This window comes from Xanthomonas cassavae CFBP 4642 (assembly GCF_000454545.1).
Lineage (GTDB): Bacteria > Pseudomonadota > Gammaproteobacteria > Xanthomonadales > Xanthomonadaceae > Xanthomonas > Xanthomonas cassavae.
Map to the genome: position 1 here is coordinate 3,819,959 of NZ_CM002139.1, position 15,090 is coordinate 3,835,048.

The 15,090-nt window shown below is 65.4% G+C and carries 14 protein-coding genes; 8 read left to right on the plus strand and 6 right to left on the minus strand.

Going from position 1 to position 15,090, the window contains the following annotated elements:
* Positions 1-80 precede the first annotated feature (80 nt).
* Entirely contained in the window at positions 81-4,193 is a 4,113-nt protein-coding gene (hrpA, locus tag XCSCFBP4642_RS0116740) for an ATP-dependent RNA helicase HrpA (protein ID WP_029220801.1), read from the minus strand.
* 105 nt (positions 4,194-4,298) lie between these two features.
* Here hrpA and XCSCFBP4642_RS0116745 point away from each other — a divergent pair, with 105 nt between their 5' ends.
* From XCSCFBP4642_RS0116745 to XCSCFBP4642_RS28770, 6 genes are all read left to right on the plus strand, one after another.
* Positions 4,299-4,847, plus strand: a complete 549-nt coding sequence (locus tag XCSCFBP4642_RS0116745) for a Dps family protein (RefSeq protein WP_029220802.1) — start codon at positions 4,299-4,301, stop codon at positions 4,845-4,847.
* Between the two features lie 378 nt (positions 4,848-5,225).
* Positions 5,226-7,028 carry a DNA helicase RecQ gene (gene recQ, locus XCSCFBP4642_RS0116750; RefSeq protein ID WP_029220803.1) on the plus strand — a complete coding sequence of 601 codons (1,803 nt, stop codon included), beginning with the start codon at positions 5,226-5,228 and terminating at the stop codon, positions 7,026-7,028.
* A 137-nt stretch (positions 7,029-7,165) separates the two neighbouring features.
* The gene (locus XCSCFBP4642_RS0116755) at positions 7,166-7,648 is read left to right on the plus strand and encodes a hypothetical protein (protein ID WP_029220804.1); all 483 of its coding nucleotides are present in this window, start codon (positions 7,166-7,168) and stop codon (positions 7,646-7,648) included.
* A 79-nt stretch (positions 7,649-7,727) separates the two neighbouring features.
* Entirely contained in the window at positions 7,728-8,132 is a 405-nt protein-coding gene (locus XCSCFBP4642_RS0116760) for a response regulator (protein ID WP_029220805.1), read from the plus strand.
* Positions 8,133-8,350: 218 nt separating this feature from the next.
* Positions 8,351-8,662 carry a hypothetical protein gene (locus XCSCFBP4642_RS25925; RefSeq protein WP_228325730.1) on the plus strand — a complete coding sequence of 104 codons (312 nt, stop codon included), beginning with the start codon at positions 8,351-8,353 and terminating at the stop codon, positions 8,660-8,662.
* A gap of 450 nt (positions 8,663-9,112) precedes the next feature.
* Positions 9,113-9,580, plus strand: coding sequence for a hypothetical protein (locus XCSCFBP4642_RS28770; protein WP_152527293.1), 468 nt, complete (start codon positions 9,113-9,115; stop codon positions 9,578-9,580).
* 436 nt (positions 9,581-10,016) lie between these two features.
* On the opposite strand, the gene XCSCFBP4642_RS0116785 is transcribed toward XCSCFBP4642_RS28770, so the two are convergent.
* On the minus strand, positions 10,017-10,727 hold the full coding sequence (locus tag XCSCFBP4642_RS0116785; protein ID WP_029220808.1) for an rRNA pseudouridine synthase: 711 nt from the start codon (positions 10,725-10,727) through the stop codon (positions 10,017-10,019).
* Between the two features lie 215 nt (positions 10,728-10,942).
* Between XCSCFBP4642_RS0116785 and XCSCFBP4642_RS0116790 the strand changes: the two genes are divergently transcribed.
* Positions 10,943-11,149 carry a hypothetical protein gene (locus tag XCSCFBP4642_RS0116790; protein WP_029220809.1) on the plus strand — a complete coding sequence of 69 codons (207 nt, stop codon included), beginning with the start codon at positions 10,943-10,945 and terminating at the stop codon, positions 11,147-11,149.
* Positions 11,150-11,557: 408 nt separating this feature from the next.
* Here XCSCFBP4642_RS0116790 and XCSCFBP4642_RS0116795 read toward each other — a convergent pair whose 3' ends face one another.
* A complete protein-coding gene (locus XCSCFBP4642_RS0116795) occupies positions 11,558-11,920 on the minus strand; it encodes a response regulator (protein WP_029220810.1) in 363 nt (120 codons plus the stop codon).
* On the minus strand, positions 11,917-12,924 hold the full coding sequence (locus XCSCFBP4642_RS0116800; protein ID WP_029220811.1) for a sensor histidine kinase: 1,008 nt from the start codon (positions 12,922-12,924) through the stop codon (positions 11,917-11,919). The genes XCSCFBP4642_RS0116795 and XCSCFBP4642_RS0116800 overlap by 4 nt, the downstream gene beginning before the upstream one ends.
* Before the next feature lie 534 nt (positions 12,925-13,458).
* On the opposite strand from XCSCFBP4642_RS0116800, the gene XCSCFBP4642_RS30095 reads away from it, so the two are divergent.
* Positions 13,459-13,776: a hypothetical protein gene (locus tag XCSCFBP4642_RS30095; RefSeq protein WP_228325731.1), complete on the plus strand. Its 318-nt coding sequence runs from the start codon at positions 13,459-13,461 to the stop codon at positions 13,774-13,776.
* Positions 13,777-14,350: 574 nt separating this feature from the next.
* Here the strand turns inward: XCSCFBP4642_RS30095 and XCSCFBP4642_RS0116810 are convergent.
* On the minus strand, positions 14,351-14,728 hold the full coding sequence (locus XCSCFBP4642_RS0116810) for a hypothetical protein (RefSeq protein WP_029220813.1): 378 nt from the start codon (positions 14,726-14,728) through the stop codon (positions 14,351-14,353).
* The gene (locus tag XCSCFBP4642_RS29495; protein WP_167331393.1) at positions 14,725-14,898 is read right to left on the minus strand and encodes a hypothetical protein; all 174 of its coding nucleotides are present in this window, start codon (positions 14,896-14,898) and stop codon (positions 14,725-14,727) included. The genes XCSCFBP4642_RS0116810 and XCSCFBP4642_RS29495 overlap by 4 nt, the downstream gene beginning before the upstream one ends.
* Positions 14,899-15,090: the final 192 nt, after the last annotated feature.

Consider the following 15,090-nt stretch of genomic DNA (forward strand, 5'->3'; position numbering starts at 1 on the left):
ATCGCGCCATCCGCCTGGATGGCCGATGCCCGACACGCCTGCGCAGCGGCGCATGCCGGGGGCGCAGACGGTCCGCGGCATCAGCCGCGCAATGCGGCAACCCGCTGCGCCAGTTTCTTCGCCGAGACGCCGGATCTGGCGCCCAGCTCCTGCGCGAACACCGACACCCGCAGTTCTTCCAGATCCCAGCGCAACGCCTGCCAGTCAGTGCGCTGCTGCAACCCACGCGCGGCCGCATCGTCCAGTGCGTCCACAAAGGGCTTGAGCTCCAGCATGCGTGCCTGGTCGCGCGCCGGGTCGCGCTTGGCGCGTTCGGTCCGAAGGATCATCGCCTTGAGATAGCGCGGGTAGTTGGCCAGTGCCTCGGCCGGGGTCTGGCGCAGGAAGCCGGCATGCACCAGACCGCGCAACTGTTGTTCCATATCGTCCAGATTGCCGCGCGCCCAGCCCATCAGCGGCGCCTCCAGCAGTGGCTTGAGTTCGGCCACCGCAGCCAGGATGCTTTCGGCCAGTTTCAGGCGTTCCATCGCCTCGCCGAACAGACGCTTGCCGGCATCGTCGCGCCGATGCGCGAACGCGCCCGGGTCGCGGATTGCGCCCATGCCCTCGGCCAGCACCGCATTGAGCGCGGCATCGGCCAGATCGCCGCGCAGGCGCTCCTGCGATTCGATCGCCGCATACAGCAGGCCGGTCTTGGGCGACACCGGCAGCTGCTTGCGCGCCTGCTTGATCTTGTCGGCCAGGGCGATTTCCAGCAGCCGCCGCACGCCGCGCGGATGCGCCTGCGCTGCTTCGTTGCGGTCGGCAAAGATGCGTAGCGCTGCATCCTCGCCCTGCTCCACCAGCGCCGGATACGCCGGCACACCGGCTTCCCCAGCCACCTGTTCGGGAATCGGCGCAGCCGGAAACTCGCGCAGGCCTTCGGCGGCCAGCGCACGCCCCGCACGCGCAGCGAACGCCTGGCCGGCACGATCGCCGAAACGCGCACGCAGCGCGTCCAGATCGCGCGATTCGGCCAGGACCTTGCCGTCGTCATCGCGCAGCCGCAGGTTCATCAACAGGTGCGAATCCAGCGCGTGCTCATCGAAATCCAGCGCCGACACCTGCACGCCGGTAGCCTTGGACAGGAAGCGCGCCAGTTCGCCACGCATGTCGTCGGCCGACGGCAGGCTATAGGCCTCGTAGAACGCCCGGCCGAAATCCGGCGCCGGCACGAAGTTGCGCCGTTGCGCCTTGGGCAGGCTGCGGATCAGCGCCGATGCCTTGTCGGCAACGAAGCCCGGCGCCAGCCACGACAGCCGCGCCGGATCCAGCGCGTTGAGCAGGTGCAGCGGCACCTCCAGCGTCACGCCGTCGTCGATGGCGCCCGGCTCGAAGCGGTAATGCAGCGGCAACCGCGCATCGCCCAGCGCGAAATACTTCGGGAAACGATCGGCCTCGCTGCCTTCGCCCGGCAGTAGATCGTTCAAGCTCCAGTGCAGGCTGCGGCGCTTGTCGGCCGGCAGCGTCTTCCACCAGGCGTCCAGCCCGCTGGCCGAATGCAGCTCGGCCGGAATGCGGTCGAGATACCAGCGCGCCTGCCAGTCCTCGTCGGCCACGATACCGGCGCGACGCAGCTTGGCTTCTTCCTCGCGCGCCTGTTCCAGCACCCGCAGGTTGTCGGCCACGAACGCCGCACGCGTGGTGATCTCGCCGCTCACCAGGCCCTGGCGCACGAACAGGTCATGCGAGGCCACTGGATCGATCTTACCGAAGTGCACCGGCTTCTTCGGCGCCAGCACCAGCCCGAACAGACTGATCTGCTCGGACGCCACCACCTGCCCCTGCGCACGCGACCAATGCGCATCGAAATGCTTGCGCGCCAGCAGATGCCCCAATTCGGCGATGGCCCAGTCCGGCTCGATCGCCGCATTGGTCATGCCCCAGACTTTTTGTGTGTCCAGCAGCGTGGCCGCCAGGATCCACGGCGGCGGCTTGCGTGCCAACGCAGAGCCCGGAAACGGCACGAAACGGCGTTGCCGCGCGGCCAGATAGTCGCCCTTTTCAGTGCGATGGCCGATCTGCGTCGGCAGGCCGGCCAGCAGCGCGCGGTGCAGCGCCTGATACGCAGCAGCACGTTCACGCTCACTGGTGCGTGCCGACGCATCGGTGGCCTCGGCCTGCCGATTGGGCGCAACCGCTGCAGGCTGCACGGATGGCGCGGCCGGATCGGCCTTGCCTTCGCGTGCCAGCCGCGCGGCCCGGTGCAGCTGTCCGCGCGTGGGCCGGTTGGCGTTGTGGCCATCGGCCCGCGGCGGTGCGCTGGCGCCGGCAAGCAGCGGCGCCAGCATTGCCGTGGCCGGCTCCTCGCTCCAGCCCAGTTCCTCGCACAGCAGACGCAACTGCCGATGCAGTTCGCGCCACTCGCGCATGCGCAAAAAGCCCAGGAAATGCCGGCCACACCAGTCGCGCAACTTGGACTGGGTGAGGTCTTCATGCACCTGCCGGTACGCCTCCCACAGCCGCAGGATGCCGACGAATTCCGAGCGCGCATCGGCAAACAGCGCATGCGCGTTGTCCGCGGCTTCGCGCGCCTCGGGCGGACGCTCGCGCGGGTCCTGGATGCCCAGGAACGATGCAATGATGATCATCTCGCGCAGGCAGCCATGCTGCTGCGCGGCCACCAGCATGCGGGCCAGCTTGACGTCCACCGGCAGGCGCGCCATCTGCCGGCCGGTCGCGGTCAGGCGGCGGTTGCCGTCGATCGCGCCCAGCTCCAGCAATTGCTGCCAGCCATCGGCCACCGCGCGCTCGTCCGGCGCTTCCAGGAACGGGAAGTCCTCGATCCGCCCCAGCCCGAGTTGCAGCATGCGCAGGATCACGCCCGACAGCGACGAACGCCGGATCTCCGGGTCGGTGAATGCCGGGCGCACGGCAAAGTCCGCTTCCGCATACAGCCGGTAGCAGATGCCCTCGGCAATCCGCCCGCAACGGCCCATGCGCTGGTTGGCGCTGGCCTGCGAGATCGGCTCGATATGCAGGCGGTCCAGCTTCTGGCGCGGGCTGTAGCGCTTGATCCGCGCAAACCCCGGGTCCACCACGTAGCGGATGCGCGGCACCGTCAGTGAGGTCTCCGCCACGTTGGTGGCCAGCACCAGGCGCCGACGCGGGCCGGGGTTGAACACCCGGTCCTGGTCGGCGGCAGAGAGCCGCGCATACAGCGGCACCACTTCGGTATCGCGGTACTTGCGGCGCTCCAACGCATGGTGCGCATCGCGAATCTCGCGCTCGCCGGGCAGGAACATCAGCACATCGCCGCGTGGATCGAGGCGGGTGATGTCGTCGATCGCCGCCACGATGGCGTCGTTGACGGTACGTTCGCCGTCGCGGCCACCATCGTCGTCATCGCCGCCTGCCTCGCCTTCGAGCGGCCGGTAACGCACTTCCACCGGAAAGGTGCGGCCTTCCACGCTGATCACCGGCGCATTGTCGAAATGCTGCGCGAAGCGCTCGGTATCGATGGTGGCCGAGGTCACGATCAACTTCAGGTCGGGGCGCTTTTTCAGCAGCTGCTTGAGATAGCCCAGCAGGAAATCGATGTTGAGGCTGCGTTCGTGCGCCTCGTCCACGATGATGGTGTCGTACGCCGACAACCAGCGGTCGCTGGCGATCTCGGCCAGCAGGATGCCGTCGGTCATGAACTTGATGCGCGATTGCTCGCCCACCCGGTCGGTGAAGCGCACCTGGAAGCCCACCGTGGTGCCGAGCGGGCTCTTCAGTTCGTCGGCCACGCGTGCGGCCACCGCGCGCGCGGCAATCCGGCGCGGCTGGGTGCAGCCGATCATGCCGGCGGCGCCGCGCCCGGCAGCCAGGCATAGCTTGGGCAGCTGGGTGGTCTTGCCCGAACCGGTCTCGCCGGCGATGACCACGACCTGCTGCTCGCGGATCAGCGCGATGATGCGCTCGGCTTCGCGCGCGATCGGCAACTGCTCGTCCAGGGTGATAGCAGGCTGCTGCTCGGCACGCGCCTGGCGCTGCCCCTGCGATGTCGCCAGTGCTTGCTCGAATGCCTCGCGCGCCTGCACATTACCCGGCTTGCCCTGCCAGCGCGACCACAGGCCCAGCAAGCGGCCGCGGTCGCGGCTCATCGCGCCATCGACCGCGCGGCGGCGCTCGCGCAAGGTGTTGGCAAGCTCGGTGTCGATAGCGCTCATTGATTGAGGAGTGTGAAAGATTGAATGACGTTTGATCCTTTAGCCTGTCCATTGTGACGCCATATCCATTCCATCAGACATCCATCCCTCGGTAAGGACCATCCCATGTCCAAGAAAAAGAACGCCAACAAGCCTGTCGTCGTCAACGATGCCCTGCCGGTCGCTGCCGCCTCCGCGCCGCATATCGATATCGGGATCAAGGACGCCGATCGCAAGCAGATCTCCGACGGCCTGGCTCGCTACATGGCTGACGCCTTCACCCTGTATCTGAAGACCCACAACTTCCATTGGAATGTCACCGGGTCGATGTTCAACTCGCTGCACACCATGTTCGAAACCCAGTACACCGAGCAGTGGGCGGCGCTGGACGAAGTGGCCGAGCGCATCCGCGCCCTGGGCTACAACGCACCGGGCTCGTACCGCGAATTCGTCGCACTGACCTCGATCCCGGAAGAGCCGGGTCTGAGCGACAGCGCCGACTGGCGCGAGATGGTGCGCCAGCTGGTCAGCGGCAACGAAGCGGTCTGCCGCACCGCGCGCAAGGTGCTGGGCACCGCCGACGACGCCGGCGACGACCCGACCGTGGACCTGCTGACCCAGCGCCTGCAGACCCACGAAAAGTACGCCTGGATGCTGCGCTCGCTGCTGCAGTAAACCCCAAGGGATTCGCTCCTTCGGGGCTGCCCATGGTTCGCTGAGGCGAAACCATAGGTTCCTGCTCGGTCTCCTGCCGTACCTGCGTGTGGCCGCGTACCCTCATCCGGCGCTGCGCGCCACCTTCTCCTCCATAAAGGAGGACAATGTCCCGGTGGGAGAAGGGATCAAAGCCTCTTTATCAAAGCCCCTCTCCCGCCGGGGGAGGGGTTGGGGTGAGGGCCCCGGGGCGACGCCTTGTGCAACTCGCCCCTGCCGGCATCTCACGCACCGCTGGCCAATCCACCAACTGCCTCACGGCAATTCCTCAGGCCTCCACGCGCACTATCGCTACGCTGCAGACCAGCCAGGGCTTGACCCGCGCGGTATCCTAGGTCGATGTCTTCTCCCGCACACGAATTGCTCAGCCGCGTCTTCGGTTACGATGCCTTCCGCGGCCCGCAGCAGGCCATTGTCGAACACGTCGCTGCCGGCAACGACGCGCTGGTGCTGATGCCCACCGGCGGCGGCAAGTCGCTGTGCTACCAAGTCCCGGCGCTGCTGCGCGACGGCATCGGCATCGTGGTCTCGCCGCTGATCGCATTGATGCAGGATCAGGTCGAGGCGCTGCGCCAGCTTGGGGTGCGCGCCGAATTCCTCAATTCCACCCTGGATGCGGAGAACGCGCAGCGGGTGGAGCGCGCCCTGCTCGCCGGCGATCTGGACCTGCTGTACGTGGCGCCGGAACGGCTGCTGACCCAGCGCTTCCTGTCGCTGCTGGAGCGCAGCCGCATCGCCCTGTTTGCCATCGACGAGGCCCACTGCGTCTCGCAATGGGGGCACGACTTCCGCCCGGAATACCGCCAGCTCACCGTGCTGCACGAACGCTGGCCGCACATCCCGCGCATGGCGCTGACCGCCACCGCCGACCCACCCACGCAGCGCGAGATCGCCGAGCGCCTGGACCTGGTGGACGCGCGCCACTTCGTCAGCTCCTTCGACCGCCCCAACATCCGCTACACCGTGGTGCAGAAGGACAACGCGCGCAAGCAGCTGCAGGAGTTCCTGGGCCGCCATCGCGGCTGTGCCGGCATCGTCTATGCGATGTCGCGGCGCAAGGTGGAAGAAACCGCCCAGCAGCTGTGCGCGCAGGGCTTCAATGCCCTGCCCTATCACGCTGGCCTGCCGGCGGAGGTGCGCGCCGAAAACCAGCGCCGCTTCCTGCGCGAGGACGGCATCATCATGGCCGCCACCATTGCCTTCGGCATGGGCATCGACAAGCCCGACGTGCGCTTCGTGGCACATGTGGACCTGCCCAAATCGCTGGAGGGCTACTACCAGGAGACCGGCCGCGCCGGCCGCGACGGCGAGGCCGCCGAGGCCTGGCTTTGCTACGGTCTTGGCGATGTGGTGTTGCTCAAGCAGATGATCGAACAGGGCGAGGCGGCCGAGGAGCGCAAGCGCCTGGAGCGCGCCAAGCTCGACCACCTGCTGGGCTACTGCGAATCCATGCAATGCCGCCGCCAGGTGCTGCTGGCCGGCTTCGGCGAGACCTATCCCAAGCCCTGCGGCAATTGCGACAACTGCCTGACCCCGGCCGCCGCCTGGGACGCCACCGTGGCGGCGCAGAAGGCGCTCAGCTGCGTGTACCGCAGCGGCCAGCGCTTCGGCGTGGGCCACCTGATCGACATCCTGCGTGGCAGCGAGAACGAGCGCATCAAGCAGCTGGGCCACGACCAGCTGAGCACCTACGGCATCGGCCGCGATCTGGATGAGCGCACCTGGCGCAGCGTGTTTCGCCAGTTGGTTGCCGCCAGCCTGCTGGAAGTCGACAGCGAGGGCCACGGCGGTCTGCGCCTGACCGATGCCAGCCGCCAGGTGCTCAAGGGCGAGCGCCAGGTGATGATGCGACGGGAAAACCCGTCCGCCGGCCGCGAGCGCGATCGCAGCACCCAGCGCACCGGCCTGCCGGTACAGCCGCAGGATCTGATGCTGTTCAACGCCTTGCGCGGATTGCGCGCGGAGCTGGCCAAGGAGCAGAACGTGCCGGCCTTCGTCATCTTCCACGACAGCACGCTGCGCAATATCGCCGAGCAGCGCCCCACCAGTATCGATGCGCTGTCGCGCGTGGGCGGCATCGGTGGCGGCAAGCTGGCCCGTTATGGCGCGCAGCTGATCGACATCGTGCGCAAGCAAGGCTGATGCAACAGCCTGTGCCAGCGGACGCCACGCGCCGGCACACCATTCGCCTGAATCGACAGCGGGCATTCAATCAGCCGTTGCTAGTTTCACAGGGCGAGCTGGCACGCGCTGCCAGTCACTTGAGTAGAGTCGAACCGATGAAACGCAGCCTGCTTCTCCTGGCCACTCTATTCGCCGCCGGTGGCGCACTCGCCCAGAACGGCGACGGTAGTGCCGAGCCGGCATCCGCCCGTGCACTGGACCTCAGCGTCCCGCAGGCACCGGTGCAGTACCGTTCGGACCCGGAATACAGCACCGATCCGCCGGGCACGTTCTACGGCGACAAGAGCGGCCCCCGGCCTGCGCTGGCACGCCCGAGCGCGGCGTCGATCGCTGCCGAGCGCGCCGAACAATGCCAGGGCAAGCTGCACGGCGCCGTCGAGACCGGCATGGGCTATTCCAGTCGCGGCGGCAACAGCAACTGGCAGGCCGCCAACCTGAATTCCTGCAAGACCTATTACGACGACGACGGCAAGGCACACCAGATCGGCGTCAGCATCAGCGTCGGTCGCGGCGAAGGCCCGGTATTCGGCCCGCGCTACGCGCCTGGCGGCTATGGTCCCGGCCCCTTCGGTTGGTGACCATACGGCTGCGTCCTGCATTGACGAAGGGTTCACTGCTGCATCGCCCAGAATGTGGCCTGCCTTACGAGACGTGCTCATGTCACAGAACAAGGAACGGCCGGTTGTATTCGTTGTCGAAGACGGCGACGGCACCCGACAACTCAGCTGCCTTGTGCTGGAAAGTTACGGCTTTACCTGTCGCAGCGCCGGTTCGGTCGAAGAAGCGCTGACATTGATCGAAAGCGACCCGCGCGTGGATGTGCTGTTTTCCGATATCCACTTTCCCGGCGGGTTGACCGGCGTGGACCTTGCTTTGAAGACCGCACACGCGCCGTACAACCTGCCGGTATTGCTGACCTCCGGGCTGGCGGTCGAATACGTCGAAGAAATCCTGCCCGACGGCGTGGCCTTCCTGGAAAAGCCCTACACTCCCGAGCAACTGCTCACCGCCATCCGCAGCGTGATGGCGAAACGCCGCGTGCTCGCCGCGCCGGGCGTCTGACGCGCACGACCGCAACTGGATGGCGGCCCACACTCCCGGCATGAAATGCCACCCCGTCGCGCGATGTGGCGGCAACGGGGATTGATCACGACACAGCTGTGCCATGGCCGCGGCGCAATGCCCGCCTGGTGCCGCTGTGCCTTACGCCAGGGGACAGCATGAACTAGTTAGTGACCGCAGCTATTGCCATGGCTGCGTTGAGCGGGTGCGCAACGGTGATGAACGACGCGACCCAGCCGATTCGCGTCGATACCAAGACCGCCGACGGCCAAACCATCACCGGCGCCGATTGCGCCATCCGCAACGAGAAGGGGCGCGTCACCCTGGAGTCCGGCCAGACCGCCCAGGTGCGCCGGTCCGCACGCGATCTGGATCTCGCCTGCGCGCTGCCCGGTCAGCGCGGTGCGGCAGGCCGCTCCATCTCGCGCGCCAACATGGGCATCTGGGGCAACATCCTGATCGGCGGCGCCATCGTCAGTACCCACCGCCGCTGCGGCTCCGACAGCGCCTGCAGGCCCGGCGATGTCTAGCAAATCATCGATGGAACGCGCCCAAAGCATCAGCAGCGGCTTGCACTGCGGCACGGCGCAGGCGGCCGGCCCTACCCGCATCGCCGCGACCTGCCAGAGCGGCAGCACGGTACGGATCGACTGCGCCGGCTTGCGCTGTACGTCCAGCATTCAGTAGTCTCCCGCAGCTACGCTCGGCGACACGCGCAGTCGAGGACGGCGCGCTTGTCGGGAGTATCCCGATAACCTGTCAGCGCGCCCCCGATTTACGTGATGCACGTCTCACCTAAACTGCAGCCACCGGACGCGAGGCCTGTTGGGCCGCTCAACTCGCGGGGCGCTGAGCACGCCCCTGCCGGGACACTGCCGACGCAGACCTGTGAGGCCTCGTGCTGTGCGGGCTGGCCGATGCGTTGATCGGACCGCCGCAACGCGACGACCCGCTCGGCTGGGTCTATCTGATTGCCGCACGTGTTCTTTTCCGTGCGAGAGCAACCGCACCTGCTGATCGAAACGCGCACGTTGCCAGAATGTTGCGAAGTTCGCCGGGCGATGCGAGCGATATCCACGGCGACAGCCACCGCGTTTGGCGACCATTGTCGATCTGTTGCCCATGCAATCGATCTCTTCTACAGGCTGACTTCAGCGTGTCACGCGGTGGCCAAGCGCGTATTTGCCCGCATGCGTCTTGCGCTGCCTGACTGTCACTTGATGCAACATCGCGGTAGTTGCCGTACATCGGGCGACGTGCATTGGCGTAGTGGCGCTGACGGCACGCACCATATCCGCTCTATTCGCATCAAACGCCGCAAAGCAGGCGGCTCGTACTGCATTGAAGCGCTGAGCTGCGCGCTGGTGCTGCTGGCCTTCAAGCGATGCGAAAGCACGTTGATGCAAGAACGCAGCGCATTTCACGCGATCAAGCAGGCCGCTCGCTAGGCTAACGTCAGTACAGCGCTTCGCTGCAGATGACTTCCAGGAGACTTTCATGGGCGACAACACGTTTCTGACACCGGCATTCGCCATCTTGGTCATCGGGATCATCGCCGTGGTGTTCTGGCTGGTGACACGCGCCAAGAAAAAGCGCAACAAGAAGTAAGCAGGCCGGGCGATCGCCCGCAACAAGACGCGTTGCACGCGACCGTGCGATGCAGCGGCGTAGGTACCGGTCGACGGCATAGGTACCGGTCGACTTCCGTCGGCCCTTGCTTGATTCACGATCGACGATTCACGTGGCGAATCGCGGAGCCTCGAAAAGAGCAACCCGCAGCGTCAGCTAACGCCGCGTCTTTCCAAGCACACAGCCGCGTCGATGCAGCCGATACCTCAAGTGCGCTGCATGAGGAAGCTGTGCGCACACGTATCAAGCTGCATCTCAGAAGCGCTCGCCTGTCGGCAGATAGCGCCACTGGCCGATGGCCAGTTTGCCCAGCGACACACGGCCCACGCGCAGCCGGCGGATGCTGACCACGTCCAGCCCCACTTCGCCGCACATGTAGCGGAGCTGGCCCGGCTGTACATGCTTGATCGCAAAGCGCAGCCGTTCTTCGTTCTGCCAGCTCACCTTGCACGGCGGCAGGCTGCGCCGTTGATAGACCAGGCCCTGCGCCAGGCGCGCCATGCCATACGGGTGCACCTGGCCCCGCACCTCCACCAGAAACTCCTGCTCGATCGAGCAGGCATCGGCCCTCAGCCTGCGCAGTACCCGGCCATCCTGGCTCAGCACCAGCAGGCCGGTGGCGTCGTCCTCCAGTGGCAGCGGCGCATTGAGACGCAGAAAATGCCGCTTGAGAACGCGTACCTCGGCGTTGTCCAGCTCGCTGCGGCTTGCCAGGTTGGCCAGTGCCACTGCGGCGTCGGCGGTCATTCCTGCCAGCTTGTGCAACAACAAGGTCGCTGGCTCGGCGGGTTCCAGTACCGCATCCGGCGCCAGCGTTACCTGCGCAGCGGTTGCCAGGGCCTGCGGCTCTTCGACAACCGCCCCGTCCACGCTGACCCAGCCACCCTCGATGTACTGCTGCGCCTCGCCACGCGAACAACCGAACTGCGCGGCAACGCATTTATCGAGACGGATGGGATCGGACATCAGGCAAGCTCAGCATCAGGGCCTGGCAGTGTACGTGCTGGCTCGCCGCATGCGCGAGGCGGCGCTTCTCCCATCGCATGCTGCACGGCAGGGCCAAGCCACCAGATCCGCAGCACGTTGTGGCCCAACCCTGCGCCACCGCGGCGGCTGCATCGCCCCCGCTTCTGCCCTGCACCGCAAAGTGGGAAACTCAGCGCTCACACAGGAGCTCGCAGATGTTCATCAAGTTCGGCACCACCCGGGTCCGCCTCACCCATATCTCGGTCATCAGCGATCCGTTCAACGCTGGCGAAAGCTTCGGCTCGTACTGCCACTCCGTGCGGGTCGGCCTGCTCTCCGGCGAAGAGGTCTTTGCGCGTTTCAACAGCGAATCCGGCGCACAACAGCTGCACGCCGACGTGCTGGCTGCGCTGGAAGGCTGATGTCCGTCCACAGCGCGACGCGCGCTCCGCTGCCGAGGGTCTCTAGGCCACCAGATGCAGTGCGCGCGGCCAAGATTGCTTGACGCGCGCACCGCTCTGTGCGGCGCGGCACTGGCGCGCCGTTGCCCTTGCAGGTTGACAGCGCCACCGCTGGTCCCGATGACGCTACGCGTGTCACATGTCAGGCCTGGGCAAGAAGCAATCGGACGCGCGTACCAGCGTGTCATGTGCAGCACGCCACGCGTTGTGCAGGTGACGCTGCCGATGATCTCACCGCGCGCATGAGCGGCGAATTCCGCGGCGTGTTCGCGTAAATGCGCGACGATGCCAGTGCCACCGCCAGCCAGCTGGCGCAGATCGTCGGCAGCATCCGCACGGACTACCACTACGGCCTTGCTGACGACAGCGTCAGTCGGCGCTGGCCCTGCGCTCCAGCGCCGACAAGGCGTTTTGCAGGTCGCGAAACTGAAACGGTTTCTGCAACCCATGCCGATGGCGAAACTTCTCCGGAATCCCGCTCTGCGCATAACCGGTGACAAACAGGTAGGGCACGCCGCGCGCGTCCAACGCTTCTGCGATCGGAAACGAGAGCGTGCCTCCCAGATTGACATCCAGCACCGCCAGATCCAGATTGCCTTGCTGCACCACCTTGAGCGCGGCATCGACATCGCCAACGGTCGCGGCGATGTCATAGCCCAGTTCGACCAGGCAATCCTCGAGCAGCATCGCCACCAAGGATTCGTCTTCGACCAGCAACACCCGCATGCTCACGGCTGCACCTCGGCGGGAAGAACCGGTAACGGGATGGAAACCCGGTACCGTACACCGGTGGGGTCGAAGGCAAGCTCCACCTCGCCCTTGAGGTCGTGCTTCAAGCCGCGCTCCAGCAGCCGCGACCCGAACCCCTTGCGTGCAGGAGGCAGCACGGTGGGGCCTCCGAGCTCCTGCCAGGTGAGTTCCAGCATCGCCTGGCCATCGCGCGTGCAGCGCTCCCAGACGATCTGCACATTGCCTTCAGACGAGGACAGTGCCCCGTGTTTGAGCGCATTGGTGCACAGCTCGTGCAGCGCCATCGACAGCGCCAGCGCGCGTCGTGGATCCAGACGACAGGACTCACCTTGCAGGATGAATCGCCGGCTGTCGCGCGACTCGTAAAGCGCTGCAGCATCGCGCGTCAGCTCCAGGATATCGGCGCTGACCCAGTTCTCCCGGGTCAAGGTGTCGTGCGCACGCGACAGCGCAAGCAGGCGCGCATCGATCTTCTCCTGTGCATCGGCGAGGTTGTCGGCGTTGTTGAACGACTGACGCGCCAACGACTGCACCATCACCAGCGAATTCTTGACCCGATGGTTGAGCTCGTTGATCAGCAACTGCAGATGTTGCGCGTGCTGCTTGTGCTCGGTGATATCGCGCGTTGCACCGGCAATCGCCTCGACATCGCCATCGGGTCCGAACACTGGCGTAAAGATGTAGTCATAGATGCGCAGGCCCTTGACCGTATGCGGAAACGGCACCTCGCCGCGTATCGGCTCACCGGTTGCGATCACCCGTTCGATCTCCTCGTCGTGCATCGCCGCGTGCCAGGGCTCGTACCCCAGCTCAAGACACGTCTTTCCGGCTGCGTCGTCCCAGCACATACCCCACATCGTCAGTAGTGCCTGGTTGGCGTAAACGAAGCGGTGCTGGGTGTCGAACACATATAAAAGGTCCGGCGTCGCCTGTAACAAGGCCTCGTAAATCCGCGACCTTGCGGCGTCTTCCTGATGCGCAGCCATTCACGTCGTAGCCCTGAAGTTGGTGCAGACAATAGAGCGGTAGCCGTGAACGCACGATCATGCCGCCGCGGACGCAAGGATTGCCTGAGAAGGCATATCTCTCAGAATTTTTGCGACTCGGGTTCAGGTCGGCACGTCTTGAATGTCCGCAGGCTTCCTGATTCGTCCTCTTGCAAAGAGCGTTCACCGATAATGGAACATGCGGCACTGCGGCGGGAATGGGGNGGCCTCCCCCCCGGATCCCCCCCCCCCCCCCCCCCCGCACACGCACACGCAATGTGTTGAACAGTGAAGAGCTGCATGGCCGCCTACGTGATGGAGTCGCAATGGCGCGCCTGCTGATCAATCAGAACATCGCACAACCTGCTCTTTTGCCGAGAGTTGTGGCGTCCACACCACCACGACGATCAGTACCGCTGAACGCAGCAATAACCCATCCGTGACGCAAACCCACGGTCACGCCGGCGTCTTATCCGCGTCGTAGCCTCGCGACGATTTCACACCAGCACCCTTCCCTCACCCGGATCGACTCTGATGAAAACGCCGACTTGCTCGTTTGAAAAAACCCTTCAGCGCAGCATTTTACTGTTTGGAACCATCGTGTTTTCCACGCTCGCCACCGCAGCCTCGGCAAAGACACTTCACGTCGTCTCCCGTACCGAGCAGATGACCTCGTTCAATAACGGCGGCCCGAGCAGGATCGAAGTCTTCAATCACCAGTGGGCCGATGGCGCCGCGCAGTGCCGGGACGCATTTCCGCAGACCAGGAGCGTGCAGCTCGGGCAGGTCAACACGCGTGCGATCAACGCGAAGACCTTCAAGGTCACCGGCAAGTGGATCTGCCGCGGCTGATTGGTCCAATCCCGTACGCCAAGCGCTGCAATGGTCGACAGATGGCGCCCTTGCCGTCGTCGCGCGGGCGATCCGGTCGCAAAGCGCTAGGGCTTTGACGAGACCGTGGGGTGCACGACGGACATCCGGCTGTAGCAGGATCAACGCAGGCGGCGTGCCGATGCCATGGGCGGCACGCGCCATCGCGTAAAAAGCCAGAAGGCACCACGACATGGTTCGCCCAAGTCGTCACGGCCTCGGCACTCGGCTCGCGTCCAGCGCTCGACGGGAGGGCTGAGCTGGATCGTCTTTGCCCGCATTAGCCCTCGCCAGTGTCCAGGTCACCCGCAACCCCAGGACGGAGGTTTTCGTATTGGCCGCACGGTAGAGATGGACATCGCCAACGCAGCGCGCAAACTGCAACCGCACAAAAAAAGCGCCATCGGCGCCAGCTGCACTGCGGATTGAATTGGTGGGCCGTGATGGATTCGAACCATCGACCAAAAGATTAAAAGTTAGCATTACTGAGCTTAAAAATCAGTAGCTTGCATAGCTTATTTTTCCCGGCAGCCAGCGCCGGAGGCCTAGCGCGCGCTCAAAGGTCCTGCCAATTTTCCCGGCCCTTCCGGCCAGCGACCTCTCCCTGGATGGCGTAGGAACGCGCCCTCCGGGCTGTCACCTCAGCTCGGATCCTGGCCTCATGGCGCACTGCCCACATGACGGTGCAACGTCGCCCTTGATCGAAGCTGCTGCAGGCGCGCTCGACAAAGGGCGCGAAGGGCTGGCCAGGTGGCACCGGCCGTTGGCGCTCGAGCAGCACGAACCACTCGCCTGTGAGCTTCTGGACCAACCGGGCCACCTCTTCACCCTCGAAGAAAAGCGCTGTCGGTGGCCCCATCGCGCCCTGCCAAGGCCTGTCCCAGCGGAAGCCAGGCGGCAGCACAGGCTCGTCGCAGGCAACGATCGCGCTCATGCGGTGGTGACCACCATATAAAAGGTGCGCTGCTGGCCACCGTGCTTGTTGGTCAACTGGCTGCCGCACTTGAGCATGACCATGGCTTGGTCCATCACACGCCAGCACTTCCCGGCCGCTGAGTCGACGGGATCGAGGTTCGTCTCCAGGGCAGCGTGGGGCAGCGACATTGCGGGGGAACCGGTAGTAGCGGGTGCTGCGGCAACCCGCTCTGGCGCGCCCCAATCTCAATTTTTCAGATGACCACGGGAATAAAGTAACCTGATTAGCCCTGACCATCAGCCGCCTGTCGCAGGATCTGCGCCGCGCTGGGTGGATGCTGCTGTCACCTGAAGCCAACGAGGTGGCGTGATGAGTATCAA

Excerpts from the sequence above, each read along its gene's own strand:
- hrpA (WP_029220801.1), bottom strand. The coding sequence starts at position 4,193 with ATGAGCGCTATCGACACCGAGCTTGCCAACACCTTGCGCGAGCGCCGC.
- XCSCFBP4642_RS0116745 (WP_029220802.1), top strand. The coding sequence starts at position 4,299 with ATGTCCAAGAAAAAGAACGCCAACAAGCCTGTCGTCGTCAACGATGCC.
- recQ (WP_029220803.1), top strand. The coding sequence starts at position 5,226 with ATGTCTTCTCCCGCACACGAATTGCTCAGCCGCGTCTTCGGTTACGAT.
- XCSCFBP4642_RS0116755 (WP_029220804.1), top strand. The coding sequence starts at position 7,166 with ATGAAACGCAGCCTGCTTCTCCTGGCCACTCTATTCGCCGCCGGTGGC.
- XCSCFBP4642_RS0116760 (WP_029220805.1), top strand. The coding sequence starts at position 7,728 with ATGTCACAGAACAAGGAACGGCCGGTTGTATTCGTTGTCGAAGACGGC.
- XCSCFBP4642_RS25925 (WP_228325730.1), top strand. The coding sequence starts at position 8,351 with ATGAACGACGCGACCCAGCCGATTCGCGTCGATACCAAGACCGCCGAC.
- XCSCFBP4642_RS0116785 (WP_029220808.1), bottom strand. The coding sequence starts at position 10,727 with ATGTCCGATCCCATCCGTCTCGATAAATGCGTTGCCGCGCAGTTCGGT.
- XCSCFBP4642_RS0116790 (WP_029220809.1), top strand. The coding sequence starts at position 10,943 with ATGTTCATCAAGTTCGGCACCACCCGGGTCCGCCTCACCCATATCTCG.
- XCSCFBP4642_RS0116800 (WP_029220811.1), bottom strand. The coding sequence starts at position 12,924 with ATGGCTGCGCATCAGGAAGACGCCGCAAGGTCGCGGATTTACGAGGCC.
- XCSCFBP4642_RS30095 (WP_228325731.1), top strand. The coding sequence starts at position 13,459 with ATGAAAACGCCGACTTGCTCGTTTGAAAAAACCCTTCAGCGCAGCATT.
- XCSCFBP4642_RS0116810 (WP_029220813.1), bottom strand. The coding sequence starts at position 14,728 with ATGAGCGCGATCGTTGCCTGCGACGAGCCTGTGCTGCCGCCTGGCTTC.
- XCSCFBP4642_RS29495 (WP_167331393.1), bottom strand. The coding sequence starts at position 14,898 with ATGTCGCTGCCCCACGCTGCCCTGGAGACGAACCTCGATCCCGTCGAC.